Here is a 26,659-nt window from a genome sequence, read left to right as displayed (position 1 = left end):
CAGCTGCACACGGGTGATTTACGTGGGAAACTCGATTCATGAGTGGACCGCATCGCTGGGCGTTCGGTGTCGGCGGCTGCACGCTCGGGGCCGCCGGCATCCTGACCGGCGTCGGCATCGCCAATGCGCAGCCGGTGCCGACAGATCCCGTCGTACCGCAGATTCCCGGTGTCGTGACAAGCATCGTGACTGCTGACGGCCCGTTGCCCACGTCTCCTCCACCGCCGCCGGGCGCACCGACCGTGCCCGCGATTCCCGCCGGCCAGGTACAACAACCCGGCGCACTCGGATCGCTCGGTGACGTCTTCGCCAACTTCAGCAGTCCGAACGACATGGTGACCAATCTTTTCCCGAACCCGTCCGTGCCCTATACGCCGGCTCGTCAGATGCCTGTCGGACCCCCGCCGCCGCCGGATCCCGCGTTCGCTCCCCCTGCCTAGGCACTGAGCGACCCACACACCGCCACTACGCTGAACTCGTGGCGAAGGTGTTATCGGTCAACCTGGCTCGTGTCCGCGCGAATCCAGATGCCCCGTCGAGGAAAACAGGCATCGACAAGTGCCCCACCGACGATGCTGTCATGGTGCGGCCACCGGGCCCAATGCGCAGTGGTCTCGGAAGTGGACTGATCGGTGACACCATCGGCAACCAGAAGCTGCACGGCGGCGACGACCAGGCCGTCTACGCCTATGCGCGCGAGGATCTGGACGAGTGGCAGGCGCGACTCGACCGTCCGCTCACTGACGGGATGTTCGGGGAGAACCTGACCACATCCGGGGTCGAGGTCACGCAAGCGCGGATCGGCGAACGGTGGCGCGTCGGCACGGGCGGGCTCGTCCTCGAGGTGTCTGCACCGCGCACTCCCTGCCGAACATTCTCCGCGTTCCTGAACATCGACGGTTGGATGAAAACCTTCACCAAGGCTGCGAAACCGGGCGCGTACCTGCGAGTCATCTCACCGGGAGCCGTGCAAGCCGGCGATACGATCTCGGTGGAAGACCGGCCCGACCACGACGTGACGATCAGCCTGGTCTTCCGCGCCAAGATGTCGGAGCCCGACCTGCTTCCGCAGCTGCTGGCGGCCGATGCGCTCTCCGCTGAGCTCAAAAGCTATGTGCATCGCCGACTCACGCCCGGCCGGGGCTGAATCTGTGGATTGTGCTACGAAACGGCGTGATCTATTCGGCCGCAATGGGCTTCGGTCGACGACGCGTCGCGCCCCATAGCCCGACTCCGATACCGACGACCGCTCCGCCGAGGCCGATGAGCTGCTGTGAGCGTGTCATCTCGTTGTGCACCCGCATCCCGCCCAACAGGTCGGACGCGTCGGCTCCGCCCGATGCCAGAAACCAGCCGCGGGTGTCTCTGCCGCGCACTGCCGCCGCCATCATCAACCCACCGATGAGCGCATCGCGGTAGCCCATCGAGTGCAGCAGGAGTTGTGCTGTCGGAGCCGGTTCGCCGGAGTCTCCCCACAGCTTGTTTGCGCGGAGCGGATCGACGAGAAACGAGATGCCCGACGCGAGGCGGATACCGCCCACGACCAGAGCTGCACGGTCCAAAGACATGGCGTGCAGCCTATGGCAGGACAAGACTGAGCAGATGCGAATCGAGATCGTGGTGTTCGACGGGTTCGATGCCTTGGACGTCGTCGCGCCGTGGGAGGTGTTCGCCCGCGCCTCGACCATCGATCCCGGCCTCGAGGTCGCGCTGGTTCGCGTCGGCGGCGCCCTCGTGGTGTCTGCCGCTGAGGGGCTGCAACTACACGTCGCCGATGAATTGGGCACGCCGGACGCGTTGTTCGTGCCCGGCGGCAGCTGGATGGGTGGGACGGACACCGGTGTGCCACGCGAGATTCGGCGCGGCACGCTGCCACGCATCATCGCCGAGCAGTCGAATTCGGTGCGGTGGGTGGCGTCGGTATGCACGGGTGCACTTCTCCTCGGTGCGGCCGGGATCCTGCGCGACCGCAACGCCACCACGAATCCCGCGGCGCTGGAGGAGCTTTCGAAGTACGCCGCGGTTGTCCGGCAGAACCGCGTCGTCGATGACGGCAACGTAGTTACCGGAGGCGCGGTGACCTCGGGTATCGATCTTGCGCTGTGGCTCGTGCAACGCGAGGTCGGTGAAGCCGTCGCGAGCAGGGTCGCGAACGCGCTCGCCTATCCGATGCCGACCGACGTCTGGCGAGCGCCGGACTAGAGGCCGAACTGATCCTCGATGATGCCGAGCCAGATCTGCGCCGCGTCCATGGAGATCTTCTCGCTGATGAACGCGTGCTGACTTCCGGTGTACATGTCCCGGAACGCGCGCTCGAGCCGACTCCCTTCCCGGATCGAGCTCGTGCCCGCAACCAGGTGCGCCCATTCCGCACACTCCCGAGAGACGTCGGTCGCATAAACGGCGGCGACGCGCATGTCGGCGCGCAGCGCGGGCGTCAGTGCCTCGCCCGATGCGACGGCGGCCTCCGCGGTGGTGAACGCCTCGATGACCAGCAGTCGCGCGGCACGCCACGCCGCGACATGATGCGCCAGACCCTTCTGAAATGTCGGACGGCTGGCCAGCGACGCCATGTCACTCATGCGGAACTTGGTCGCCGCGAGTTCCTGGACATCGTCGAGCATGCTCTTCGCGACTCCCAGTGCCCACGATGCGTGTCCGGCCGCGGTGACCGGCATCAGCCCCATGCGCGTGGCCGGCGACGAACCCCGCAGCGCAGCACGCGAGAACAACGCGAACGTCCGGTATTCCGGGACGAATACGTCCTGCACGCTGTAGTCGTAGGACCCGGTTGCCTTGAGTCCCTGCACAAACCACCCGTCGTTGAACGTGATCTGCTCGCGAGGGATCACCGCCACCCGCATATCGGGGACACCTTCGCTGACCCACCGCATCTCGCCGTCGTCCATCGGGAAGAACCCCGCGGCGACGTATTCCGCGTGGCCGGTCCCGGAGCCAAAGCTCCACGCCCCGCTCAGTGTGTAGCCACCGTCGACCGCGGTGCCCTGTCCGTTCGGAAAGAACTGGCCGCCCATCGTCACCCGGTTGTCGTTCTTGGTGAACACCTCGGCGAAACCCTCGTCGGGCAGATAGGCCGCCGCGGCGAAGGATGACGGCAGGTTCGCGATGCCCACCCATCCAAAGGAGCCGTCCTGCCAGGCCATCTCGATCCAGGTCTCGATCATCTCGCGAAAGGACGGTTCCACTCCCCCCGCCTCGACCGGATTGAACGCCGCCATCAGCCCGCTGGCCCACATCTGGTCGACGACTGCCGGTGTCAGGGTGCGTGCCCGCTCGGATTCCGCAGCCTGCTGACTTACCAGTTCACGCATGCCTCGCGCGAGCCCGACAACCCTGTCGGCCGCTTCGATTGTGGACGTCATGAGGTGACCTTAACCGGATGCCGGAGGAATTTCGATACCCAGCGACGCGTAATTTTTTGCGGCCCATAGACTTCGCATGTGACCCAGGCGCGCCTGACCATCCCCGCACTTCTGGAGCGCAGCGCGAACGAGTTCGGCGACGAGACCTATCTGGTCACGCCGACGGAGCGGCTCACCTATCGACAGGCGCAGCAGCAGTCGGCGCATCTCGCCCGCTGGCTGCTGGCCGAAGGCATCGGCAAGGGCACGCGCGTCGGGCTGTTTTTCGCCAACGGCGTCGAGTGGGTCACCTGGTGGCTCGCCGCGTCGCGGATCGGCGCAGTCGTGGTCCCGCTGAGCACGTTGTACGCACCGGCGGAAATCGCCAAGGTCCTCCGGCTCGCCGATGTCGGGCTGTTGATCGCCCCCGCTCAGGTGCTCACCATCGACGTCGCGGAACGCTTCGAGGAGGCACTGCCGGGACTCTCCGATCAGCCGTCCGACGCGATCACGTTGACTGCGGTGCCGTATCTGCGCCGCATCGTGTTCACCGGGGAGTCGGACCGGCGTTGGGCGACGCAATACGACGCGGCCGAACCTCGAGTGCCGCAGAGCATTTTGACCGCTGTCGAAGCCGAGGTGTCTGCCGCCGATCTGGCCATCATGATCCATACGTCGGGCTCGACGGCGGATCCGAAGGGCGTGCTCCACACCCACGGCACGCTGGTGCGGCAGACATCGATGTGGCCCGATGCGATCCGTGCGGTGACTGGTTCGGGTTCTGACGCCCGAATTCTGTGTGCGATGCCGTTCTTCTGGATCGGCGGGCTGCTCGCGACGACAGGTGCGCTGCACGACCACGTCACGCTGATCGTCATGCCCCGACTGGACGCGGAAACGGCGCTGAACCTGGTCGAGCGCGAGCGAGCGACGGGCATCGTGGGATGGCCCGCTTTCACCCAGCGACTGCGCGAACATCCGACGTTCACCGAACGCGACCTGTCCAGTGCGCCGATGTTGCGCGATGGGCCGCTGGATATTGCGATGACGGATGTTCCCGACGGATTTCCCGTGCACCGCACCATGTCTGAGACCGCGGGTGGATTCGTGTTCACGGACCTGCGCGTCGTCGACGGAGAGGGTGTGCCGATCACCGACGACAGTGTCGGCGAACTTCTCGTGCGCGGCGTCGGGGTGATGGCCGGCTACAACAAGCGCGAACGGGCCGAGACATTCGACGAAGACGGTTGGTATCACACCGGTGACCGCGTGTACCGCAAGGACGGCGATCCGCGGCTCTTTTATGTCGGCCGGACCAGCGAACTCATCAAGGCGGCAGGGGCGAATGTGTCGCCGCTGGAGGTCGAGGCGGTCATCGAGGGCTTCGCCGACGTTTCACAGTGTGTTGTCGTCGGGATCGACGATCCGGTGCGCGGCGAAGAGGTGTGTGCCGTCGTCGTGCCCGCCGTAGCGCAGATCGATGTGCAATCGCTCGCCGCGCGGACCCGGGATCAGTTGTCCGCCTACAAAGTTCCCACTCAATGGGTGCTTGCGGCCAGCGAGCAGATCCCCACCCTCGCGAGCGGAAAACTCAATCGGAAGGCCCTGCGGGCACTCGTCATGGACGGGACGCTGCCCCGCGTTGACTAGGCAGCGCACCGTCGCGTGCGGTCTTCCTTAGGCGACGATGCGGGTCAGATAGGGCGTCATGTTGTTGGTGCGCACCGGTGACACCTGGACGACGTCGCCGACCTCGAGCATCTGCCCGTTGCCGATGAAGAGCGCGACACTGTCGTTCCCCTCGGGGCCGTAGAAGATCAGGTCGCCCGGAAGTGCTTGCGCGGGTGTGACCTTCTGGCCGACCTTGTACTGCGCGCTCGACGAGCGCGGCATCTTCACGCCCACGCCCGCGAAGGCATAGACGATGAGGCCCGACGCGTCGAATCCGACGACATCGGCTGCCGGGTTGGCTCCGACGACCCTGCCCTCGGTATCGAGTCCGAGCGCGTTTGCGGTCGGGCCACTGCCACGGGTCGGCCCGTTGACGTCTCCGCCACCGAACGAAAAGGGAACGCCGCGCTGGGCAAGTCCACGCGCGATCACCGTTTGGATCGCCTGCTGCTGACTGACGGGCCGCTGGGCCGGCTGAGCGGTCGCCAGACCGGGTGTAGCAACCAACAGCGCCAGGCTGATCGCCAAGGCGTAGATCCTTCTCATCGGACTTTCTTCTTTCTCGAAATACGACGCGAACGGTGCGGGTCCACATCGACCCACAATTCGCTACTCCACTTGTACAGCCAGCAACTATGTGCAGCCCAATTGCGCCATGGCACATGGCCAATGAGTTGTCGTACCGTGATCGAAAAGTGACCGCTCGGCTCCGGCGAGTGGTTCAGGTCACCCGGTCGGCGTGCGATCCGACCCGACCCTGTTCGACCATCCCCGAGGTCTACGATTGGGCGCAGGTGCGTGAATCGGTGGTGTTGACTTTGCCCATGCTGGGTGACCTGGACGTTCCAGGCTCTCCGCTGCACCTTTCTGCTTACCCGCGCGCCGGACGCTGCCGATGACCGACCGGATCGCCGTCATCGGTGGAGGGATCGTCGGTGTCGCCATCGCGCGCGAGATCCTCACGCAGCGTCCCGACGCGCAGGTGACGTTGTTCGAGAAGGAGGACCGGCTGGCCGCGCACCAAACGGGGCGCAACAGCGGGGTGGTCCACGCCGGCCTGTACTACCAGCCCGGTTCGGCGAAGGCAGTGCTGTGCCGGCGCGGCGTCGGCCTCCTCGAGGAATTCTGTTCGCAGCGCGGCATCGAGAACGTCAAGTGCGGCAAGGTGCTCGTTGCGCTGAACGAAGCCGAACGTGCGCGGCTGAGCGGTATCGAAGAACGCGCTCTCGCCAACGGCGTCCCCGGTGTCCGCACTATCGGCCCGGAGGAATTGCGCGAGATCGAGCCGCACGTTCGCGGCGTCGCCGCGCTCCACTCGCCGTCGACATCGATCGTCGACTTCGCCGCGGTGACCCTCGCGCTCGCAGCGGACGCCGTCCATGCGGGGGCGAAAGTCCTTCTCGGACAGGAAGTCATCGGGCTTCGCTCGACCGGCTCCGAGGTGATTGTCACCGCGCGGACGGCGGGCGGTACGTATCAGGCCGCCTTCGACCAGCTCATCGCCTGCGGAGGACTACAGAGCGACCGGCTCGCCGAACTCGCAGGTGACGGACCTGATCCGGTGATCATGCCGTTCCGCGGCGAGTACTACGCGCTCAAACCGGAACGGCGTGATCTGGTCAACGGCTTGGTTTATCCGGTGCCTGACCCGCGGTATCCGTTCCTCGGAGTCCACATCACCCCACGCGTGGACGGCGAGGTACTCGTCGGCCCCAACGCCGTGCTGGCGCTGGCGCGCGAAGGCTACGACTGGCGAACGGTGTCGAAGCACGACCTCGCGGAAATCGTTCGCACACCGGCATTCTGGCGATTTGCCCGCCATCATTGGCGCACCGGGATCCGCGAGATGAGCGGCTCGCTGAGCAAGCGGCGGTTCATCGCCGCGGCGCGCGACTATGTTCCGGAGATCCGCGACGACGACGTCGTGCCCGGCCCGGCAGGGATCCGTGCCCAGGCGCTCGAATCCGACGGCACGTTGGTCGACGATTTCCGGATCAGTGTTCGCGACCGTATCGTCCTGCTGCGCAACGCCCCCTCGCCGGCGGCGACGTCCGCACTGGCCATCGCAGAACACGTCGTGTCGACCATTTCCGACCGCTGAAGGAGCGCCACAATGGATCTCGGCATTGCAGGACGCACCGCGCTGGTGCTCGGTGCGAGCGGCGGCCTCGGTAGCGCCATCGCCTCGCGCCTTGCCGCTGAAGGGGCGAATGTCGCCGCGGCGGGACGCTCTGCCGACGCGCTGGCCGCGACCGCTGCCCGGGTGGAGGCCGCGGGGGTGAGGGCATTGCCGCTGGCATGGGACCTCGGCGATCTCGATCGCATGGAGTCGGTCGTGACAGAGGTTGAATCCACACTCGGGCCTGTCGACATTCTGGTCAACAACACCGGCGGCCCGCCGCCGACGTCCGTCAGCGGCCAGGAGGCCGTCGTATGGCGGACGAGTTTCGACCAGATGGTCCTGTCGGTGATCATGCTGACCGATCGCGTCCTGCCCGGGATGCGCGAGCGTCGCTGGGGCCGCATCCTGACGTCGACGTCATCGGGGGCGCTCGCCCCCATCCCCAACCTCGGCCTGTCGAACACGCTCCGGGCGAGCTTGCACGTGTGGTCCAAGACGCTCGCCGACGAGGTGGGATGCGACGGCGTGACGTCCAATGTCATTGTGCCGGGCCGAATCGAGACCGACCGGACCCGATTCCTCGACGAACGCCGGGCAGAACGGGAAGGGCGCACGACCGACGAGGTGATGCGGGACAGTGCGGCGACGATGGCGGTAGGACGCTACGGCCGTCCCGAGGAGTACGCCGACGTGGCGGCATTCCTGTGCAGCGAAAGAGCCTCGTATGTCACCGGGTCCGTTGTACGCGTGGACGGTGGACTGATTCGCGGGGTTGGTTGATGCGCATCCGTACCGTGGCGCTGGGCGACGCACGGCTCGCCTGCGTCGCGCTGGCCGACGGCCGCCTCGCCCGAGTCGATCGGGTGGTGCCCGGCGCACCGTCAGACCTGTTCTCGCTCATCGCGGCTCAACAGTTGGACGCACTCGCCGCAGCGGTGGACAGCGCGGTGGGCGACGAGGACTGCGTCGACCCCGATACGCCGGTGCTGGCGCCTTGGACGCGGCCTCGGAAAATTTTGGGCATCGGACTCAACTACGGCGCACACGCCGGCGATCTTGGAGAGCAGGCACCGCGCACCTCGCCCGCGTCGTTCATCAAAGGCGACCACACGATCGTCGGCCCCGGTGAACCGATCGTCGTGCCGCCGGGAATCGGCAAGGTGACCGCGGAAGCCGAGTTGGGTCTGGTCATCGGCCACACCTGCTATCAAGTGTCCGTCGACGACGCGATGTCGTATGTGGCAGGCGTCGTGCCGGTGCTGGACCAGACGGCCGAGGCGGTGCTGCTGGAAAACCCGCGCTATCTGACGCGGGTCAAAAACTACCCCACCTTCTTCGCCTTCGGCCCGGACCTGATCACGCTCGACGAGGTGCTGGCCCACGCTCCGCTGACGGATTTGCGCGTCGCGACCATCCACAACGGCGCCGTGCACCGTAAGGACACCGTCTCGGGGATGACGTTCTCCCCTGCCGAGTTGCTCAGCTTCCACAGCCAGGTGATGCCGTTCTATCCCGGTGACATCCTGTCAACGGGCACCCCGGGTGCGGTCGCGATCGAGCCTGGCGACGTGGTGCGCTGTGAACTCGGCGACGGCCTCGCGGCACTGACCAACCCGGTGCGCTAGGTCTTAGGCCGAACGTGCGTTCACTGCGAAATTTCAGCGCATTTTTCGCATTGAACGCACGCCGGGGAAGGTGTCGGCGGTCGTCGCCACACTTCGTCCATGGAGGAACCATTTATTGGCAGTGAGGCAGTCAGGGAGGGGCGGCTGACGTCATACGCATTACGCGCCCAATACCGCGCGGTGCATCCCGACGTCTACATCTCGCCAGAGGCAGAAGTCACGGCGATCACCCGCGCGAAGGCCGCGTTCCTGTGGACAGGGCGTAACGGCGTGGTGGCTGGCCAATCAGCGGCGGCACTGCACAATGCGAAATGGGTCGATGCTCGTCAGCCCGCCGAGGTGCTCTGGCGTAATCGTCGATCGCCGCGCGGCATTCGGGTGTGGTCCGACGTAGCCACCAGCGATGAGATCGAAGTAGTCGACGGCATTCGAGTGACGACACCCGCACGCACCGCGCTCGACATCGCATGCCGATATCCGCGCGACCGAGCGGTCGCGGCAATCGATTCTCTGTCCCGTGCGACACACCTCAAGATGGCTGACGTTGAACTGCTCGCTGAGCGACATAAGGGCCGGCGCGGCATCCGCAATGCCCGCACAGTTCTCGAACTCGTCGATCCGGGCGCCGAGTCACCGAGAGAGACGTGGCTGCGCTTACTCGTCATGCGACATGACTTTCCTCCGCCCAAGACTCAGATACCGGTGCGCAACGAATACGGCGAGCTGATCGCCGTCCTGGATATGGGGTGGGAAGAAATCAAGCTGGCGCTCGATTACGAAGGCGATCACCATCGAGCCCCGAGCCGGTTCAATAAGGACATTCGCCGGCATGACGAGGTCACCGAACTGGGATGGACCGACATCCGCGTAACCTCCATGGACACCGAAGCGGTCATCATCACCCGACTCGCGAAGGAGTGGGCTCGCCGAACGTGAATCCGCTGCGAAGATTCGACCGATTTCTCGCAGTGAACGCACACTCGGCGAGTGTGAGTCACAGCTGGCCGTAGCCGATTCGCCATCGACTGCCAGGCGTCGGTCGTAGTGTGAAGTCATGGCCATTATCGAAGCGGATGCAGCGCCCCAGACACCGTTCGAGCGCGACGTTGCAGATACCCAGCAATACTTCGACAGCCCGCGGTTCGAGGGGATCATCCGTCTGTACTCAGCTCGACAGGTAGTCGAGCAGCGCGGGACGATCCCGTCCGACTACACCATTGCGCGCGAGGCCGCCGCGGCGTTCTATCCCCGCCTGCGCGAACTGTTCGCCCAGAAGAAGAGCATCACCACGTTCGGCCCGTACTCGCCGGGGCAGGCCGTGGTCATGAAGCGGATGGGCATCGAGGGTATCTATCTCGGCGGCTGGGCGACGTCGGCCAAGGGCTCGATCAGCGAGGATCCCGGACCCGACCTGGCCAGCTACCCGCTCAGTCAGGTGCCCGACGAGGCCGCCGGACTGGTGCGCGCCCTGCTGACCGCGGACCGCAATCAGCAATACCTTCGGCTGAAGATGAGCGAGGAGCAGCGCGAGACCACCCCGGCCTACGACTACCGTCCGTTCATCATCGCCGACGCGGACACCGGCCACGGCGGTGATCCGCACGTGCGCAACCTCATTCGCCGCTTCGTCGAGTCAGGTGTACCCGGCTATCACATCGAAGATCAACGCCCAGGCACCAAGAAATGCGGCCACCAGGGCGGCAAGGTGCTGGTGCCCTCCGATGAGCAGATCAAGCGCCTCAACACCGCCCGCTTCCAGCTCGACATCATGCGAGTGCCCGGCATCATCGTGGCGCGCACGGACGCTGAAGCCGCCAACCTGCTCGAAGGCCGGTCCGACGAACGCGATCAGCCGTTCCTGCTCGGCGTCACCAACCTCAAGATCCCCTCGTACAAGTCCTGCTTCCTGGCCATGATGCGCCAGTTCCACGGGGCCGGAGTCACCGATCTCAGGGGGCATCTGCTGTATGCGCTGCCCGACGGTGAGTACGCCGCCGCCGACGCATGGCTGCAGCGCCATGGCATCCAGGCCGTGATTGCCGATGCAGCCAAGGAATGGCAGGACGGCGCCGACGATTCGATCGATGCGATGTTCGACAAGGTCGAGTCGAAGTTCGTCGACGCCTGGCAGGTCGATGCCGGCCTGCAGACCTACGGCGAAGCGGTTGGCGATCTGCTCGACTTCCGCGAGCGCGAAGGCGAGCCGGCCGAGATGAACGCCGCGGATTGGCGCACGTTCGCCGCGACGGCGTCGATGTACTCCGCACGGGAGAAGGCCAAGGAACTCGGTGCCGACGTCGCATGGGACTGCGAGCGCGCGAAGACGCCGGAGGGCTACTACCAGATTCGCGGCGGTATCCCTTATGCGATCGCAAAGTCGTTGGCGGCCGCACCGTTCGCCGACATCCTCTGGATGGAGACCAAGACCGCCGATCTCGCCGACGCCAAGCAGTTCGCCGACGCGATCCACGCCGTCTACCCCGACCAGATGCTGGCCTACAACCTGTCCCCCTCGTTCAACTGGGACACCACCGGTATGTCCGATGACCAGATGCGCGCGTTCCCTGAGGAACTCGGAAAGATGGGCTTCGTCTTCAACTTCATCACCTACGGCGGCCACCAGGTCGACGGTGTCGCCTGCGAGGAGTTCGCCACGTCGCTGCGCCAGGAGGGCATGCTTGCGCTCGCTCGCCTGCAGCGCAAGATGCGGTTGGTCGAATCTCCCTATCGCACACCGCAGACGCTGGTCGGCGGCCCACGCAGCGATGCCGCGCTGGCCGCCTCCTCGGGTCGCACGGCGACCACGAAGGCCATGGGCGAAGGCTCGACTCAGCATCAGCACCTGGTGCAGACCGAGGTGCCGAAGAAGCTGCTCGAGGAATGGCTGGCGCTGTGGAGCGACCACTACCAGATCGGCGAAAATCTGCGGGTGCAGCTGCGTCCGCGCCGTGCCGGCTCGGATGTCCTCGACCTGCAAATTCTCGGCGACGGCGAGGAGCCGTTGGCCAACGTCGTCGTCGACCCGATCAAGGACCGTCACGGCCGCAACATCTTGACGGTGCGCGACCAGAACACGTTCTCCGAGAAGATGCGCAAGAAGCGGTTGATGGACGTCATCCACCTATGGCTGATCCACCGCTTCAAGCCGGAGATCGTCTACTACGTGACGCCTACAGAGGACAACATCTATCAGACCGAAAAGATGAAGTCCCACGGTATTTTCAGCAACGTATACCAGGAGGTCGGCGAAATCATCGTCGCCGACGTGAACCAGACGCGCATCGACGAACTGCTCGCACCCGACCGTGAGGCGCTCAAGCGGCTGATCGCCAAGGAGGACTGAGCGGGCCGCACGTCAATCCATGGATGTACTGAGAACTCCCGACGAGCGCTTCGACGAGCTACCCGACTACCCGTTTGCGCCCAATTACGCCGTCGTCGAAGCCCGCGGCGCACCGCCGGTGCAGATGCACTACGTCGATGCCGGCCCGGCCGATGGGCCGGTCGTCGTGCTCTTGCACGGGCAGCCGACGTGGTCGTTCATGTACCGCAATGTCGTTCGCGTGCTTGCGGACTCGGGCATGCGGGTCATCGCGCCGGACAACATCGGCTACGGTCGCTCCGACAAGCTCACCGAACCGACCGCCTACACCTTTCGCCGGCACATCGACTGGGTCCAGGGTCTGGTCAACAGCCTCGACCTGCACCAAGCGACGCTGGTTGTCCAGGACTGGGGCGGGCCGATCGGCTTGAGTGTGCTGGCCCGCGAACCCGACCGTTTCGCGAGGGTCGTCGCGACGAACACCATCCTCCACACCTGCGACCCGGCGTTGGCGGGCAAGCTCACGTGGGCCCACCATGGCGTCGACGACGACCAAGTGCTGCTGCAGGAGACGCTGCTCGACTACGTCACGTTGTATTCGCGTGCGCCGGAGATCAATCCGAGCATATTCGTCGACGCGGTGGCAGGTCCGCTCGACGCCGCCGTGCTCGCCGCGTACGACGCGCCGTTCCCCGACCGTAGTTACAAGGCCGGACTGCGGCAGATGACCGCACTCATCCCGCTGACGCGCAATGATCCCGGCACGGCGATCGGCCGGGACACCATGGCCGCCCTGCGGCACTGGGAACGCCCGTTCCTGACCGCGTATTCAGACGGCGACCCGCCAACGCGTGGCTGGGACAAGGTTTTCCAGGAGCACATTCCCGGTGCCCGGAAGCAACCGCACACGACCATCGTCGGGGCCGGGCACTTCATCGCAGAACAGAAGGGCGCGGAACTGGCCGCCGTCATCACCGAATTCGTAGGCGCTACACACTAACTCGGCGCTGGTAGCCGCAACACCAGCCGCGCGCCACCCAGCGGACTGGCTTCCATTGCTGCTGTGCCGCCGTGCAGGTCTGCCTGTTGGGCGACCAGGGCGAGTCCGAGTCCGGAACCGGACCGCGCGGCCGTCGACCCGCGGGAGAACCGCTCGAAGATGGCGGCCCGCTCCTCCTCCGGCACACCAGCCCCGTTGTCGTCGACGACGATCTCCACGCCCTCACCGGAACTGACTGCGCTGAGGCGGATTTCGGTCGCGCCGCCGTGCTTGACCGCGTTGGTGATCGCATTGTCGATGACCAGCCGCAGGCCGGCGGGCAACCCCACCATCAGCACCGTGGTCGACGATCCCAGCGACACGGCCAGATCCGGATAGTTGCGCATTGCATCGTGAGCCGCGCGATCCAGCAGTTCGGTGATGTCGACGGGCACGAAGTCGTCGACCGTCGTCAATTCGCCCTGGGCCAGCCGCTCGAGTGCGGTGAGGGTCGCTTCGATACGGGTCTGCGTCCGCATGACATCGGCGATCACCTCCTGACGCTGATGTTCACGCATCTCGAGCATGGAGAGCACCTCGAGGTTGGTGCGCATCGCCGTCAACGGCGTACGCAGTTCGTGCGAGGCCACCGCGGCGAAGTCACGCGCCGATTCGAGTGCCGCCTTGGTGCGCTGCTGCTCGTCGCCGATACGGGCCAGCATGCCCTCCACGGCCTCGGCTATCTCCACGGCTTCCTGCACGCCGCGTACCTTGACCTCGTCGGGGTTGGACTGTGCGTTGATCGCCCGAGCCTGCTGTGCGAGCAGCCGGAAGGGATTGATCATGATCGACCACATCACCGAGCCGACCACAACGGTGCCGATGATCACGCCGCTGCAGATCAACAGCACCCGCCTGTGCAATTCGTTGATGCGCCGCTGTGTTTCGGTGAGCGGCGCACCCACCGCGATCTTCGCGTCACCCGCGGTAAAGGTGCGGACGCGGTACTCGACACCATCGATCGTCGTGTTGGCGTAGCCGACGTCGAACTCCGGCAACACCACTTCGCGCGGCAACGACACGGTCAGGCCATCTACGCGTGCGGTACGTACGACGTTGCCGTCCGGCGCCTGCGGCTGATCGGTTCCCGCCTGCTGCGCGGTGCGCAGCAGTGTGCTGATGTCGCCGAGACTGCTCACCGAATCGAGTCGACGATCCAGCTGGCTGTACTGGTCGTTCGTCACGCCGAACCACACCCACGCCCCGAGCGTGATCACCAATGCGACAACCGAAAGCGCCGCGACGATGACGATCACACGCAGTGAAAGAACACGCGTCAACAGCTCGAAGACGCGCTCGCCGAGCTTCATAAGCGAACGGGCAGTTGTGCCGCGATGAGCGGCGCGATCTTGTCCGCCATGTATTGGTGTCCGGCGTTCGTCGGGTGCACGCCGTCGGAGCCGATCAATCCGGGACGTCCCACGAACCAGCGTTCGGCGATGGGGTCGACGAACGTCGCACCCGCGACGCCGGCCTGATACTGAAGTGCGTCGCGAATCCGGACGAGGTTCGCGGGCGGATCCGCGGTCGGCCACGGCGGCCCGATAACCAGGAAAGTCGCCGACGGCGCAATGCGCCGGGCCAATTGGAAGGTGCCGTACGCCAGGATCGACAGCTGCGCGGGGTCGACATTCAAGTCGTTGCGCGAGCCGAAGAAGACGACGAGCGAGTCGTCGGGCTTGATCGTCCGGGCCGTCAGATCCTCGAAGATGCTGCCCTGGTTACCGCGTGTGCCGTATCCGGCTCCGCCCTCGGCGCCGACGTCCGCGGAGACCGTCATCCGGTGGTTCGCGAGCTCGTCCCAGGCACGGGCGGTCCATCCCGCCCGACCGAGGCCCCCGATGTCGGTACCCGTCGTATAGGAATCGCCGATCACCGCGATGCGATTCATGGACGAATTCAGCATCGCTACATCATCGGAGCCGTTGTGCCCTAACCGCGTTGGGCGCTCACCGCTCACGCTGACCAGGAGCGCGAGTGCAAGCATGGCCGTGATCAACCGCCTCACCGGACCAGCCTAGGGCTCATTTGACCAAATCGACGTTGACGACGCGCGAACTCATCCCGCACGGGCAGAAACCACAGATGCTCGATCCTCACGCTGACCGTCGATGGTCTGCAGCTTGCCGTGCGCTGAGATCCCGCGAGAGTCGCGGGGCGGCTTCATCATGCCGCGCATCCATTTGCGCGCGGGCTCCTCGACGAAGTGGTAGAGCAAGACCGCGCCGAGCAAGGCCACCGCGAACAACGCCAGCAGCACCGCCTTACCGGCAAGGTCGGAGCCGAGTCGCAGTTCGAACTGCAGAACCATCCAGTTCCACGTCGTGTGCACCAACTCGTGAACCATGTAGAGGCTGAACGAGACGTGCCCGAGGTAGACCATCGGACGAACGGATAGCAGCGCAGGCAAGGCACCCGCGCCCATCGCCAAGGTCAGCACCAGTGGCACGAACAGCACGTCGACCAGCCCGGCCGAGTCGTAGATCGTCGGTATGGGATTGGCGTCCAACCAGTACAGGATCCCGATGATGGCCACTGCCAGGAGCAGTGACGCGATACCCGCGCCGGTGCGGGCCCGATCGCTGGGCTGCAGCTTGCGGACGGCCGCGCACACCAGCGCCCCCGCGGTGAACTGCATGATGATCCGCGGCAACCAACTCCACGGCGTATAGAACAGGCCGGTGGCCATGAGCAGCACCACGGGCGGCAGCGACGCGGCGACAGCCAGGTAGATCAGGCCGCGCGCCCTCGTGGCACGGGCGATCCGAAAGATCACCAGCACCAACGCACCGAATAGCAGGTACGCCAGCCATTCGGCGCTGATCGACCATGCGGGACCGTCCCAGCTGGTGCCGTCGAAGTAGGGCGCGAACCACAGCTGCACGAGCAGGAACTGCCGGACGTAGTTCATGGCGGTCAACGATTCGGCGGCCTCCGAGGGAACATGGCCGATGTTGAGCGTGAAGATGATCCACAGCGCTGCCAGGTGCATCGTCACCAGGTAGACGGGCCATACGCGGGACAGCCGCAACCACAGGAAATGCAGTGTTGATCGCCACGAAAAGGACTCGCCCATCCGGTCGAGGTAATTCCATGTCAACACGAAGCCACTGAGGATGAAAAACAGATCGACGCCCTGAGCGCCGCAGTCGAGGATCGGTGCGAGCGCCGACCTGAAACCCGGGGCGGCCTGCTCGAGCAACGGCCGGAAGTGGAAGAGCACGACCCACACGGCTGCGACGATGCGCAAGCCGGATAGGGCCTTGATCTCTCCGGTGCGCACAACACTCTCTTCGTGAGGGAATCGATCAGTTTCGGTCATCTACCGGGCGGTCCGCGTCCCCTGACCACGCTTCCGGCAGTTCCGCAGGCTACCAGCGAGACCACCCAGGCAGCACACTCAGACACGCTGTCAATCCGCTGTGGAATGACCAGAATTGTTGCTAACCAGGCGTTCTGAGCGCGTTCTGAGCGCGTTCGAAACTCGCGCCAGCGCCGTTGAGGCGAGGTGCGTCCGAACACGCCCCTGATCAAGTCTTGACTCATTCCAGAAAAGGGGCATGATGGGTCTGTGCCCACAACGTCGGATTTCTCGGAGCAGCTTCGGCTGGCAGACCTCCGGGTGACCCGTCCCCGCCTCGCAGTCCTCGAGGCGGTTTGCGCGCACCCGCACGCCGATACCGAGACGATTTTCTCTGCGGTTCGGGTCGGCCTTCCCGAGGTGTCCCGGCAAGCGGTGTACGACGTGCTAGCGGCGTTGACCTCAGCGAATCTCGTTCGTCGTATCCAGCCCTCTGGCTCAGTCGCCCGCTACGAATCGCGAGTCGGTGACAACCACCATCACGTGGTCTGCCGCTCGTGCGGGGTCATCGCGGATATCGATTGCGCCGTCGGCGACACGCCTTGCCTGACGCCGTCCGATCCGGACGGCGTGCTCGACGGTTTCGTCCTGGACGAGGCCGAAGTCATCTACTGGGGCCTGTGCCCTGATTGTTTGGCATCACAAGCTTCCAGATCACATCCGTGATCACAGCCCATCACCCACCCTGGAAGGAATGTTGTGTCTGATTCACCTGACGCGAAGCCGCCGACGCCGGAGAAGCCCACGGCGAGCAGCGGAAGTGAGAGCGAAAATCCGGTAATCGATTCGCCCAAGCCCAAGGCGCACGCACCCCGGACCAATCAAGACTGGTGGCCGGATCAGGTCGACGTGTCGAAGCTGCACGCGCACGGCTCGGCGTCCGATCCCTACGGTGGCGACTTCAACTACGCCGAGGAATTCGCGAAGCTCGACCCCGAGGCGCTCAAGGCCGAGGTGTTGTCGGTGATCACCACCTCGCAGGACTGGTGGCCGGCCGACTACGGCAGCTACGCCGGTCTGTTCATCCGTATGAGCTGGCACGCCGCCGGCACCTACCGCATCTATGACGGCCGCGGCGGTGGCGGCGAGGGCATGCAGCGTTTCGCGCCGCTGAACAGCTGGCCGGACAACGCAAACCTGGACAAGGCGCGTCGTCTGCTGTGGCCGGTCAAGCAGAAGTACGGCAACAAGATCTCCTGGGCCGACCTGCTGGTGTTCGCCGGCAACGTCGCGCTGGAGTCGGCCGGATTCGAGACCTTCGGCTTCGGCTTCGGCCGGCCCGACGTGTGGGAGCCCGTCGAAATTCTCTTCGGCGAGGAGGACGAGTGGCTGGGCACCGATCGGCGCTACTCCGGTGAGCGTGATCTCGCGGAGCCGTACGGCGCCACCACGATGGGCCTGATCTACGTCAATCCCGAAGGGCCCGAAGGCAAGCCGGATCCGATCGCCGCTGCGATCGACATCAAGGAGACCTTCGGCCGGATGGCCATGAACGTCGAGGAGACCGCCGCGCTGATCGTCGGCGGCCACACGCTGGGTAAGACCCACGGCGCAGGCCCGGACGAGGGAATGGGCCCTGAGCCCGAGGGTGCCCCCATCGAGCAGCAGGGCCTCGGGTGGAAGTGCCCGTTCGGCTCCGGCAAGGCCGGCGACACCGTCACCAGCGGTCTCGAGGTGGTGTGGACCGACAAGCCCACGCAGTGGAGCAACCGGTACCTCGAGATCCTTTACGGCCACGAGTGGGAGCTGACCAAGAGCCCCGCCGGTGCCTGGCAGTTCGAGGCCAAGGATGCCGAGGCGATCATCCCCGATCCGTTCGGCGGTCCGAACCGCAAGCCGACGATGCTGGTCACCGACGTCTCGATGCGTCAGGACCCTGAGTTCGGCGCCATCACCCGTCGCTGGCTCGACCACCCCGAGGAGCTCAACGAGGCGTTCGCCAAGGCCTGGTACAAGCTGCTGCATCGCGACATGGGTCCGATCAGCCGGTACGTGGGCCCGTGGATCGCCGAGCCGCAGCTGTGGCAGGACCCGGTTCCTGCCGTCGAGGGCGATCTGATCGACGACGCCGACATCAAGGCGCTCAAGGCCAAAGTGCTCGACTCCGGCCTGACCGTGCAGCAGTTGGTCAAGACGGCGTGGTCGTCGGCAGCCAGCTTCCGCGGCACCGACAAGCGCGGTGGCGCCAACGGTGCCCGCATTCGCCTTGAGCCGCAGAAGAACTGGGAGGCCAACGAGCCGTCCGAGTTGGCCAAGGTGTTGCCGGAGCTGGAGAAGATCCGGCAGGAGTTCGGCAAGAATGTGTCGCTGGCTGACCTGATCGTGCTGGCCGGTTCGGCGGCGGTCGAGAAGGCGGCGAAGGATGCAGGCTTCGAGATCGATGTGCACTTCGCGCCGGGGCGCACCGATGCCACGCAGGAGGACACCGATGTCGAGTCGTTCGCCGTGCTCGAGCCGCGGTGGGACGGTTTCCGCAACTTCGTCCGGCCGGGCGAGAAGGCTCCGCTGGAGCAGCTGCTGGTCGAGAAGGCCTACCTGCTGGACGTGACGGCACCGGAACTCACTGTGCTCGTCGGTGGCCTACGCGTCCTCGGCGCCAACCACGGCGGTAGCAAGCACGGTGTGTTCACCGACAAGGTCGGCACGTTGAGCAACGACTTCTTCGTGAACCTGCTCGACATGAGCACGCAATGGAAGGCGTCGGAGTCTGCGGAGAACGTCTACGAGGGCAAGGACGCGTCGGGCCAGACCAAGTGGACGGCGACGGCCAATGACCTGGTGTTCGGCTCGAACTCGCAGCTGCGGGCGCTCGCCGAGCACTACGCCCAGGACGACAACAAGCAGAAGTTCGTCGAGGACTTCGTCGCCGCTTGGGTCAAGGTCATGAACAGCGACCGGTTCGATCTGGCCTAATTAGTTTCATGCGACACCCCGCGGGCTCCGACGGCTCGCGGGGTGTCGTGCATTCTGCACCCTTCCTGCTCCTGTCGATCCGTGGCGAGGACGAGGCGGCCGACGACGAGTACGGCGCAGTGATGCGCTTCGGCGGACTGGATTCGACGGGATTGCATCGGATCAGCCTCACCCACGAGCCGCTGGGATCCATCGATCTTGATGACTGGTCGGGCATCATCCTCGGTGGCGGCCCCTACAACGTCAGCGACGCAGCCGAGTCGAAATCCGCGACGCAGCAACGAGTCGAATCCGAATTGTTCGCGTTGCTCGGACGAATCGTCGACGAGGACTACCCGTTTCTCGGATGCTGCTACGGCGTGGGCACGCTGGGCACCGTCATAGGAGCCGGCATCGACCGCTCATACCCCGAACCCGTTGGTGGCATGCAGATCACGATCACCAGCGCAGGTCGCGACGATCCACTGTTCACCGCGCTGCCCGACGTCTTCGATGCGTACGGCGGACACAAGGAGGCGGCGACGACGCTGCCGGCCGAGGCGGTGTGCCTGGCCACGTCACCACAGTGCCCCGTCCAGGCCTTCCGGGTCCGAGAGAACGTCTACGCCACACAATTTCATCCTGAACTTGATCTCCACGGCATCGATACCCGCGTCGAGGCGTACAAGAACCACGGCTACTTTGCGCCTGAGTCCGCCGAGGAGTTGAAAACCGAAGCGCGGCAGTGGAATGTCCAGTACCCACACGCGATTCTGCGGCGGTTCGTCGAGCGGTATTCGAAAACGGCGTGAACGGGGGCGCATAACTTCGTCGAGGTCGGGAACTCCGGACGCATGGAGACTGTCGAATACGCACAGGGTCGGTTCGCCGACGTCTACGGTGATCCCGCCCAGCGCGCAGTTCTCATGTGGCACGGTGCGCAGGTCGACGCGCGGGCGACGATGGGTCCGTTGGCCGAGCGCGTTGCCCGCCAGGCTGCCGGTGTCGTAGTGGCGGACTGGAATTCACGTGCTTCGGACCGTGGTCATGCCGACTTGATGGGGTCGCTGGAGTTCGTCCGCACGCGGTGGACGGCACCGATCGTGCTCGTGGGCTGGTCACTTGGCGGAGCGGCGGCAGCGGGAGCGACCATCCATGCGACGAAGTTCGGTCTTGAACTGGCCCACACGGTCTGCCTGGCGGGCGCGTTCACGGTAGCGGACTCGGTTTCCGGACAGACGCTGCCCACCGACCTTTCCGAGTTCGGCGAGGGCTCACCGTTTACCTTGTTGCACGGCGTCCAGGACGACGTCATTCCGGTCGAGGCCAGCCGCGATTTCGCGGCCATCCTGCGGCGGAATGGGTGGATTGTCGAGCTCGCCGAACTGCCGACAGACCACGCCGCGATCGCCGGTGCGGACTACGACGAACTTTCGGATCGCTATCGGCCCGCGACTGAACCTCGGGCGCTTCTCACGGTGGATTCGGTCGCTGAGAAAATCTCGAATATCGTTCGTGGCCTTTGAGGCTCAGGTGTGAACTGTGGGTGTGTGCATCACATCGCTGACCAACTGGCCGATGCTGTCCAGCGGCTGCGACGCGGCGATGTCGGCGCCGATGCGCTCGGCTGCAGCGCGATATCCGGTCCGCGCGAGCACGACGTCGATGGCGGAATTGATTTGCGCGGGCGAAGGCGTGTTAGTGCCTAGATTGACGCCAACTCCTGTGTACGCGACGCGGGCGGCTACCTCGGCCTTGTCCGACGTCTCGCCTGCGACGATCAACGGAATTCCATAGCGCAACGCATGCTGCACGCCGCCATAACCGCCGTTGGTCACCATGACATCGACGTGCGGTAGAAGCGCGTGATAGGGCAGCCACTCGGCGACAAAGACGTTGGGTGGCAGCGTGATGGGTTCGAACGCTCGACCGGTCGTCGCGACGACGACGGTGTCCGTCCCATCGAGCGCTGCGACTGTCGCGCCGATCAGGCGGCTGTGATCGTGGTTGTCGAAGGTCCCCTGCGTCACGTGCACGACGGTGCGCGCGGTGACAACCTCGGGCCACCAGTCGGGTGGGTTGAACGTCTCGACGTCGCCGGGGAGCACCGGCCCGACGAAGTCGACGCTCTCGGGTATGTCCCGACGTGGGTACTCGAAGGCCGGTACCGTCAGCTGGACCAGTCGATCGGCCAACCGCGGCCAGTCGACCAGGCTGACGGGTGACGGTCGTGCACCAAGCGCGTCGAGGGCCCGGTTCAAAGACTTCTGCACACCGCGCAACAGGACGCCCTGAACCACCCGGTGGACGCCGTCGTAGTCCATGCCCGGCCGGGGCGCCCACGCCATCCCGAACGGCGGAGTGTCGGCACTCGATAGGGTGACTGGACCGACTCCGACCACAAACACCGCTGGTCGGGGCCCTTCTCTGAGTAACAGAGGCAAGACGCCGGTGAACGTCAGATCAGCGAATATGACGTCGACTGAATCCTCGGAAAGCACCTGCTCGAGCGTCTCGAACTGGGCTGCCAGCGGTGATACGAACGTCGACTCCAATTCTGCGAGTCCAAGTATCAAGCGGCGCAGAAGATTTGGCATCGGGATACGCGGTGAGTGTGACGGCGGGCGGACCCGAGCCGCCGGGCCGAGAGATACCAGTCGCAGACCAGCGCGCTCGACGTCGTCCCGGAATTCCGGTGCGGATACGACAACGACGTCGTGGTCGCTTTGCCGCAGGTAGGAGCCGATATGCATCATCGGAAGCACATGGCCGGACAGCGAGCTGGCGGCAACGACGATCCGACCCAAAATGGCACCCTTCGTTCTGAAGCGACTCGATTCAGCCGCGGAGAGCCGTCGGCTACGTACTCTGTTGCCGCCAGCGGCGAAATCTAACCTCCGACCTATTCACGCTTGACCTCAACAATGGTTGAGGAAGCAGGGTGGAGTCATGGCTACCTTGACGAAGATCAATGACGATCTCTATCAAACCCGCATGGATTCACCGTTCCCTGGTCTGACCACCCATGCCTACCTGTGGGCGCGGTCAGCCGGCAATGTGCTGTTCTACAGTCCGGCCAGCGATGTCGATTTCGATGCCATCGATGAATTGGGAGGGGTCAGCGCCCAGTATCTGTCGCATCTCGACGAAGCCGGCCCGAATTTGGTGCGCATTGCCGAGCATTTCGGCCGTCAGTTACACGCTCCGGCAGCCGAACTGAAGGAGATCAGCGAACACGGTCGCGTCGACGTACTGCTGGAATCGGTGCGACACGTCGATGTCAACGAGGTGGAAGTGCTTCCGACGCCAGGGCATTCGCCGGGGAGCACCTGCTACCTCGTGACGGGCACGGGCGGCGTCCGGTATCTGTTCACCGGCGACACCATATTTCCCGCCGGCGACGGCACCTGGTCGACGTTCGTGGTGCCCGGCAGGGGCGACGCGGCGGCGATGCGCGACAGCGTCAAACTGCTGGGTTCGGTCGAGCCCGACATCGTGATCTCAAGTGCTTTCGCAGGCGAGACGGCGGTCGAAACCGTCAATGCGGCACGGTGGTCGGAGATTGTCGACCAGGCACTGGCGAGCGTGAAGCCCTAGTGGCAGCACCCGCTATGGCCGCTACCCTGCTCCGCGTACGTGTCGTTCCAGCGCCACCACTCGTAGGGCGGGGTCTGCGGATAGCCCTCGGGTGAGTCTTCCCAATTCTCCTGTCGGCCAAGCGCGGTCATATCGAGCAGGTTCCAGGTGGCGACGAACACCTCGTCGCCGCGACCGGAGATCATGTAAGTGCGGAAGATTCGGTCGTTCTCGTCGCGGATGAACGCGTTGGTGCCGTGCCACAGGTCGACGCCGAAGTCCTTGTCGAAGTCGTCTGTGATCGTGTACCACGGGTGCCGCCACCCCATCTTCGACTTCATCCGCTCGAGGTCGGATTGCGTTGCGCGAGAAACATAGACGAAGGTGGTATCGCGGGCATTGAGGTGGGCCAGGTTGGGAACGTGGTCGGCCATCAACGAGCAACCCACGCAACCGTGGTCGGGCCAGCCCGGATGCCCGGGAACATCGTCACTGCCCGTGCCGGGTTCAATGAACGCGCGATAGACGATCAGCTGGCGACGGCCGTCGAACAGATCGAGCAGGCTCAGCTTGCCGTCGGGTCCGTCGAAGACATAGTCCTTTTCAACGGCAGTCCACGGCATGCGACGCCTCTGTGCGGCCAGTGCGTCACGGGCCCGCTGAACCTCTTTTTCCTTGGTGAGCATCTCGGCCAGGGCGGCGTCCCACTCCCCTGCCGACACAATCGGTGGTGTCTTCACTTCGCGTCACTCCCTTCTTGCGTCAACGTCAGATCATCGGACCGCCCGTCCTGCAGTCGAGACCACTGCGCAATGGGACGGCCGTCTGAACGCATTGGCTGCAGATCATCGCCGAGCGGGTATATGGGCCAGCCGCTCGGCGATTCCTCCCACTCCTCCTGACGTCCATAAACGGTGAGATCCATCAGCGCGAGGCTGTAGTCCATGGACTCCACGCCGCGGTAGTTGGTCCAGTAGGTCTCGAACACGCGGTCGCCGTCGCGCAGGTACGACACGAGATGCATGAGGCCTTGCTGCCGACCGACAAGCAATGCGTCCAGGGATTTCTGTGCGGAGTACCAGGGCATTTCCCAGCCCATGAAGTCGCGGTATCGGCGGCTCTCGTCGTACGGCCCCTGGCACAGCACCGCGTAGGTGATGTCGCGCGAGTGCAGATACGACAGCTCTTGGACGCTGGTGGTGCACCATGTGCAGCCTTCGCACTGTTCGGCGGCGGAATGCCCTGTGTGCCACATGAAGTAGTAGGCGATCAGCTGAGAGCGGCCTTCGAAAGCATCGAGCAACGTGGTGGCGCCCTGTGCGCCGACCAGTGGAGTTCCGCCGTCGATCTCTACCATGGGGAGCCGGCGACGGGCGGCAGCTATCGCGTCGCCTTCGCGGGTGTGTGCCTTTTCACGGACTCGTAGCGCGTCGATCTGCGCCTGCCACGTTGCGTGGTCGACTATGTCGGGCTGGCCTGTCACGACTCTTCCAATGCTGTCTTGAGATTCGACAGCTTCCACGGCCAGCCGCCTGAGATAAGCTCGCGCACAGTGCTTTCCGATGGGAAGTCGTCGTGCACGACCGTCAGCTTCACCTGACCGTCGTCGACCGGCTCGATGTCAAACGAAACCTTGGATCGCCTTTCCGCCGCGGCCTTCTTCACGACGTCCCCGTCGAGGCCCAACTCCGTGAGCTCCGGCACGAACGTGTGGAAGGTGAAAGCAAGCCTGCGGTACGGATCGGACTCGAGGATCACCTGCTGCTCGGGGTCCTCGATTTCGAGGCCCGTGCAGTCGGACCACACATACGAGGAGCCCTTCTGGAAATCCGACACCAACGCGTGCCCCATATACCGGTTTGAGAACGCGGGATCGGTGATTGCCTGCCACAGCCGTTCCGGCGTAGTGCGGATGTAGGTGGTGTAGACGAATGCGGCGCTGTCGCTCATCGGTTCTGCCTCCAATGCAATCTTCAGATCGGCGAGTGTCTGCACTCGCGCACGGTCGTATTGGTTGATCCAGCGGTCGGCGATCGCGTTGATCGGTTCTGCGTTGAGGTAGTGCAGCTTTTCCCTGCCCCGCCACACCGTGGTGATCAGGTTGGCTGCCTCGAGCACCGCCAGGTGCTTGCTGACCGACTGCCGCGCCATGGACAGTTCCGCGCACAGGTCGCGCAGGCTCTGCCCATTGCGGGAGTTGAGGCTGTCGAGCAGCAGTCGCCGACTGGGATCGGCCAGCGCCCTAAATACCTCGTCTGTTTGTGTCATCTGCGTTTATGCAGCTGCCTGGCTGCATGTCTACCATAGGCAGTCCACCGGCTGCATGTCAATGGTCAGAAGCGTGTGCGGCCCTCCGCCAGCAGCCCAGGATTTGTCGGACCCTTCTGTTTTGATGGGGTCATGGCCGCTGTCCCATTGACCGACGCTCCGGTGATGGGTCCGAAGGACCGGCTGGCGGAGTGTTTCGAGGAACTGGGCGAGTTGATGGGTCAACGCAACGCCATCGATGCCCGCATCGTCGAGGTCGTTGCGGAGATGGACCACGGCAGAATGTTGGGCATCACCGGGTGTCGCTCGATGTCGGCGCTGGTCGGCTGGAAGACCGGCTCCTCGACGACCACCGCCAACACGATTGCCGCGATCGCGCACCGGCTGCCGGAGTTTCCGCGCTGTGTCCAAGGGATGCGCGAAGGCCGGCTGTCATTGGACCAGGTCGGGACCATCGCCAAGAAAGCCGCCACCGGATCCGATGAGCACTACGCCAAACTGGCCGAAGTCGCCACCGTCAGCCAACTCAACACCGCCCTCAAACTCGAACCACCCCTGCCACCCGAACCCGACCCCTACCGCGAACCCGACCCCGCACCCAAACCCGAGCCCGAACTGCCGCCCCAACTCGCCAAAACCCACAGCGACGACCAGTACGTCTACTGGAAGATCAAACTGTCGCACCTCGATGCCGCGACGTTCGACGCCGCCGTGGCCTCCCAACTCGATGCCGCGATCGCCCAATGGAAACGCGACCACGAAGACGGTGACCTGCTGCCGCAGCATCGGCCGCCGTTTCCCACCAAAGGTTCGGCGTTCATGGCGCTCGTCGAATCCGGCGCCGACGCCGATGTGGCGCGCCGCCCGCACGGCCAACACACCACCGTCGTGGTGCACCTCGATCTCAAAGACCAGATCGCGCAGCTACATTTGGGGCCGCTGCTCTCGCCGTCTGATCGCCAATACCTGACCTGTGATGCGACGTGTGAGGTGTGGTTCGAACGTGACGGCCAACCCCTCGGCGCCGGACGCACCACCCGCACCATCAGCCGGCGGCTGCGTCGCGCCCTGGAATACCGCCACCCCACGTGCGCGGTGCCCGGCTGTGCGGCCACCCGCGGACTGCACGCCCACCACATCCAGCATTGGGAAGACGGCGGGCACACCGAACTCGACAACCTCGTGCTGCTGTGCCCCTACCACCACCGCGCACACCACCGCGGCGAGATCACCGTCACCGGACCCGCACCCAACATCACCGTCACCGACACCCGCGGACGCACGCTCACCTCAGCATCGCTCGCGCGACCACCCAACCGACCCCCACCCGACGCACCGCCCTACCGCGGCCCCATCGGCGAACGCGCCCAATGGAAGTGGTACGACCCCTACGAACCCAAACCACCAACCAACAACTAGCC

Annotated in this window: 26 protein-coding genes; 16 read left to right on the top strand and 10 right to left on the bottom strand. The window is 64.9% G+C overall.

Translation table 11 applies throughout. From position 1 onward, the window contains the following. The first annotated feature begins 38 nt into the window (after positions 1–38). Both ACIA48_RS12755 and ACIA48_RS12750 read left to right on the top strand, forming a co-directional pair. Positions 39–440 (top strand): hypothetical protein, encoded by a 402-nt coding sequence (locus tag ACIA48_RS12755; RefSeq protein ID WP_396731476.1) that lies wholly within the window; start codon positions 39–41, stop codon positions 438–440. Positions 441–478: 38 nt separating this feature from the next. Further along, positions 479–1,147, top strand: a complete 669-nt coding sequence (locus ACIA48_RS12750) for an MOSC domain-containing protein (protein WP_396731473.1) — start codon at positions 479–481, stop codon at positions 1,145–1,147. 31 nt (positions 1,148–1,178) lie between these two features. On the opposite strand, the gene ACIA48_RS12745 is transcribed toward ACIA48_RS12750, so the two are convergent. Next, positions 1,179–1,568 (bottom strand): DUF4267 domain-containing protein, encoded by a 390-nt coding sequence (locus ACIA48_RS12745; protein ID WP_396731470.1) that lies wholly within the window; start codon positions 1,566–1,568, stop codon positions 1,179–1,181. Here ACIA48_RS12745 and ACIA48_RS12740 point away from each other — a divergent pair. Next, positions 1,567–2,202, top strand: coding sequence for a DJ-1/PfpI family protein (locus ACIA48_RS12740; RefSeq protein ID WP_396731467.1), 636 nt, complete (start codon positions 1,567–1,569; stop codon positions 2,200–2,202). The two genes, ACIA48_RS12745 and ACIA48_RS12740, sit on opposite strands and share 2 nt — an antisense overlap. On the opposite strand, the gene ACIA48_RS12735 is transcribed toward ACIA48_RS12740, so the two are convergent. Then, complete coding sequence (locus tag ACIA48_RS12735) at positions 2,199–3,383, bottom strand: acyl-CoA dehydrogenase family protein (protein ID WP_396731464.1); 1,185 nt, start codon at positions 3,381–3,383, stop codon at positions 2,199–2,201. The genes ACIA48_RS12740 and ACIA48_RS12735 overlap by 4 nt on opposite strands. Before the next feature lie 78 nt (positions 3,384–3,461). On the opposite strand from ACIA48_RS12735, the gene ACIA48_RS12730 reads away from it, so the two are divergent. Continuing rightward, complete coding sequence (locus ACIA48_RS12730; RefSeq protein ID WP_396731462.1) at positions 3,462–5,012, top strand: class I adenylate-forming enzyme family protein; 1,551 nt, start codon at positions 3,462–3,464, stop codon at positions 5,010–5,012. 27 nt (positions 5,013–5,039) lie between these two features. Here the strand turns inward: ACIA48_RS12730 and ripD are convergent, their stop codons facing one another. Further along, the gene (ripD, locus tag ACIA48_RS12725) at positions 5,040–5,579 is read right to left on the bottom strand and encodes an NlpC/P60 family peptidoglycan-binding protein RipD (RefSeq protein WP_396731460.1); all 540 of its coding nucleotides are present in this window, start codon (positions 5,577–5,579) and stop codon (positions 5,040–5,042) included. Between the two features lie 349 nt (positions 5,580–5,928). Between ripD and lhgO the strand changes: the two genes are divergently transcribed. From lhgO to ACIA48_RS12695, 6 genes are all read left to right on the top strand, one after another. Then, on the top strand, positions 5,929–7,134 hold the full coding sequence (gene lhgO / locus ACIA48_RS12720; protein ID WP_396731457.1) for an L-2-hydroxyglutarate oxidase: 1,206 nt from the start codon (positions 5,929–5,931) through the stop codon (positions 7,132–7,134). Between the two features lie 12 nt (positions 7,135–7,146). Next, positions 7,147–7,935, top strand: coding sequence for an SDR family oxidoreductase (locus ACIA48_RS12715; RefSeq protein ID WP_396731455.1), 789 nt, complete (start codon positions 7,147–7,149; stop codon positions 7,933–7,935). Then, positions 7,935–8,780 (top strand): fumarylacetoacetate hydrolase family protein, encoded by an 846-nt coding sequence (locus ACIA48_RS12710; protein WP_396731452.1) that lies wholly within the window; start codon positions 7,935–7,937, stop codon positions 8,778–8,780. Before ACIA48_RS12715 ends, ACIA48_RS12710 begins: the two co-directional genes overlap by 1 nt. A gap of 99 nt (positions 8,781–8,879) precedes the next feature. Beyond that, positions 8,880–9,716, top strand: a complete 837-nt coding sequence (locus tag ACIA48_RS12705) for a hypothetical protein (protein ID WP_396731449.1) — start codon at positions 8,880–8,882, stop codon at positions 9,714–9,716. A 118-nt stretch (positions 9,717–9,834) separates the two neighbouring features. Further along, positions 9,835–12,123, top strand: coding sequence for an isocitrate lyase ICL2 (gene aceA / locus ACIA48_RS12700; RefSeq protein WP_396731446.1), 2,289 nt, complete (start codon positions 9,835–9,837; stop codon positions 12,121–12,123). Between the two features lie 19 nt (positions 12,124–12,142). Next, complete coding sequence (locus ACIA48_RS12695; protein ID WP_396731444.1) at positions 12,143–13,102, top strand: haloalkane dehalogenase; 960 nt, start codon at positions 12,143–12,145, stop codon at positions 13,100–13,102. On the opposite strand, the gene ACIA48_RS12690 is transcribed toward ACIA48_RS12695, so the two are convergent. Genes ACIA48_RS12690 through ACIA48_RS12680 form a run of 3 tightly spaced genes read right to left on the bottom strand, consistent with a single transcriptional unit; the run spans position 13,099 to position 16,424 of the window. Next, positions 13,099–14,451 carry a sensor histidine kinase gene (locus tag ACIA48_RS12690; protein WP_396731441.1) on the bottom strand — a complete coding sequence of 451 codons (1,353 nt, stop codon included), beginning with the start codon at positions 14,449–14,451 and terminating at the stop codon, positions 13,099–13,101. The two genes, ACIA48_RS12695 and ACIA48_RS12690, sit on opposite strands and share 4 nt — an antisense overlap. Beyond that, positions 14,448–15,149, bottom strand: a complete 702-nt coding sequence (locus tag ACIA48_RS12685; protein WP_396731438.1) for an Rv0518 family GDSL lipase — start codon at positions 15,147–15,149, stop codon at positions 14,448–14,450. The genes ACIA48_RS12690 and ACIA48_RS12685 overlap by 4 nt, the downstream gene beginning before the upstream one ends. A gap of 51 nt (positions 15,150–15,200) precedes the next feature. Next, a complete protein-coding gene (locus ACIA48_RS12680; RefSeq protein ID WP_396732771.1) occupies positions 15,201–16,424 on the bottom strand; it encodes an acyltransferase family protein in 1,224 nt (407 codons plus the stop codon). Positions 16,425–16,712: 288 nt separating this feature from the next. On the opposite strand from ACIA48_RS12680, the gene ACIA48_RS12675 reads away from it, so the two are divergent. The 4 genes from ACIA48_RS12675 to ACIA48_RS12660 are packed head-to-tail and all read left to right on the top strand — an operon-like array spanning position 16,713 to position 20,920. Then, positions 16,713–17,168: a Fur family transcriptional regulator gene (locus tag ACIA48_RS12675; protein ID WP_396731435.1), complete on the top strand. Its 456-nt coding sequence runs from the start codon at positions 16,713–16,715 to the stop codon at positions 17,166–17,168. A 33-nt stretch (positions 17,169–17,201) separates the two neighbouring features. Next, complete coding sequence (gene katG, locus ACIA48_RS12670; protein ID WP_396731432.1) at positions 17,202–19,415, top strand: catalase/peroxidase HPI; 2,214 nt, start codon at positions 17,202–17,204, stop codon at positions 19,413–19,415. An 8-nt stretch (positions 19,416–19,423) separates the two neighbouring features. Then, positions 19,424–20,206 (top strand): glutamine amidotransferase, encoded by a 783-nt coding sequence (locus ACIA48_RS12665; protein WP_396731429.1) that lies wholly within the window; start codon positions 19,424–19,426, stop codon positions 20,204–20,206. A gap of 42 nt (positions 20,207–20,248) precedes the next feature. After that, the gene (locus ACIA48_RS12660; RefSeq protein ID WP_396731426.1) at positions 20,249–20,920 is read left to right on the top strand and encodes an esterase; all 672 of its coding nucleotides are present in this window, start codon (positions 20,249–20,251) and stop codon (positions 20,918–20,920) included. Between the two features lie 3 nt (positions 20,921–20,923). On the opposite strand, the gene ACIA48_RS12655 is transcribed toward ACIA48_RS12660, so the two are convergent. Further along, the gene (locus tag ACIA48_RS12655; RefSeq protein WP_396731424.1) at positions 20,924–22,201 is read right to left on the bottom strand and encodes a nucleotide disphospho-sugar-binding domain-containing protein; all 1,278 of its coding nucleotides are present in this window, start codon (positions 22,199–22,201) and stop codon (positions 20,924–20,926) included. 142 nt (positions 22,202–22,343) lie between these two features. Here ACIA48_RS12655 and ACIA48_RS12650 point away from each other — a divergent pair, with 142 nt between their 5' ends. Beyond that, entirely contained in the window at positions 22,344–22,991 is a 648-nt protein-coding gene (locus ACIA48_RS12650) for an MBL fold metallo-hydrolase (protein WP_396731421.1), read from the top strand. Here ACIA48_RS12650 and ACIA48_RS12645 read toward each other — a convergent pair. From ACIA48_RS12645 to ACIA48_RS12635, 3 genes are read right to left on the bottom strand one after another with little or no spacing between them, the layout of a single operon-like run. Next, positions 22,988–23,710 carry a DUF899 domain-containing protein gene (locus ACIA48_RS12645; protein ID WP_396731418.1) on the bottom strand — a complete coding sequence of 241 codons (723 nt, stop codon included), beginning with the start codon at positions 23,708–23,710 and terminating at the stop codon, positions 22,988–22,990. The two genes, ACIA48_RS12650 and ACIA48_RS12645, sit on opposite strands and share 4 nt — an antisense overlap. Beyond that, the gene (locus ACIA48_RS12640) at positions 23,707–24,453 is read right to left on the bottom strand and encodes a DUF899 family protein (protein ID WP_396731416.1); all 747 of its coding nucleotides are present in this window, start codon (positions 24,451–24,453) and stop codon (positions 23,707–23,709) included. The genes ACIA48_RS12645 and ACIA48_RS12640 overlap by 4 nt, the downstream gene beginning before the upstream one ends. Next, positions 24,450–25,238, bottom strand: coding sequence for an ArsR/SmtB family transcription factor (locus tag ACIA48_RS12635; RefSeq protein WP_396731413.1), 789 nt, complete (start codon positions 25,236–25,238; stop codon positions 24,450–24,452). Before ACIA48_RS12635 ends, ACIA48_RS12640 begins: the two co-directional genes overlap by 4 nt. Positions 25,239–25,370: 132 nt before the next feature. On the opposite strand from ACIA48_RS12635, the gene ACIA48_RS12630 reads away from it, so the two are divergent. Further along, a complete protein-coding gene (locus tag ACIA48_RS12630) occupies positions 25,371–26,657 on the top strand; it encodes an HNH endonuclease signature motif containing protein (protein WP_396731410.1) in 1,287 nt (428 codons plus the stop codon). Positions 26,658–26,659: the final 2 nt, after the last annotated feature.

The organism is Mycobacterium sp. NPDC051804, from assembly GCF_044452905.1.
Taxonomy (GTDB): domain Bacteria; phylum Actinomycetota; class Actinomycetes; order Mycobacteriales; family Mycobacteriaceae; genus Mycobacterium.
Note: the sequence above shows the minus strand (reverse complement) of the source record. Positions and strands in the feature narration are given on the sequence as shown.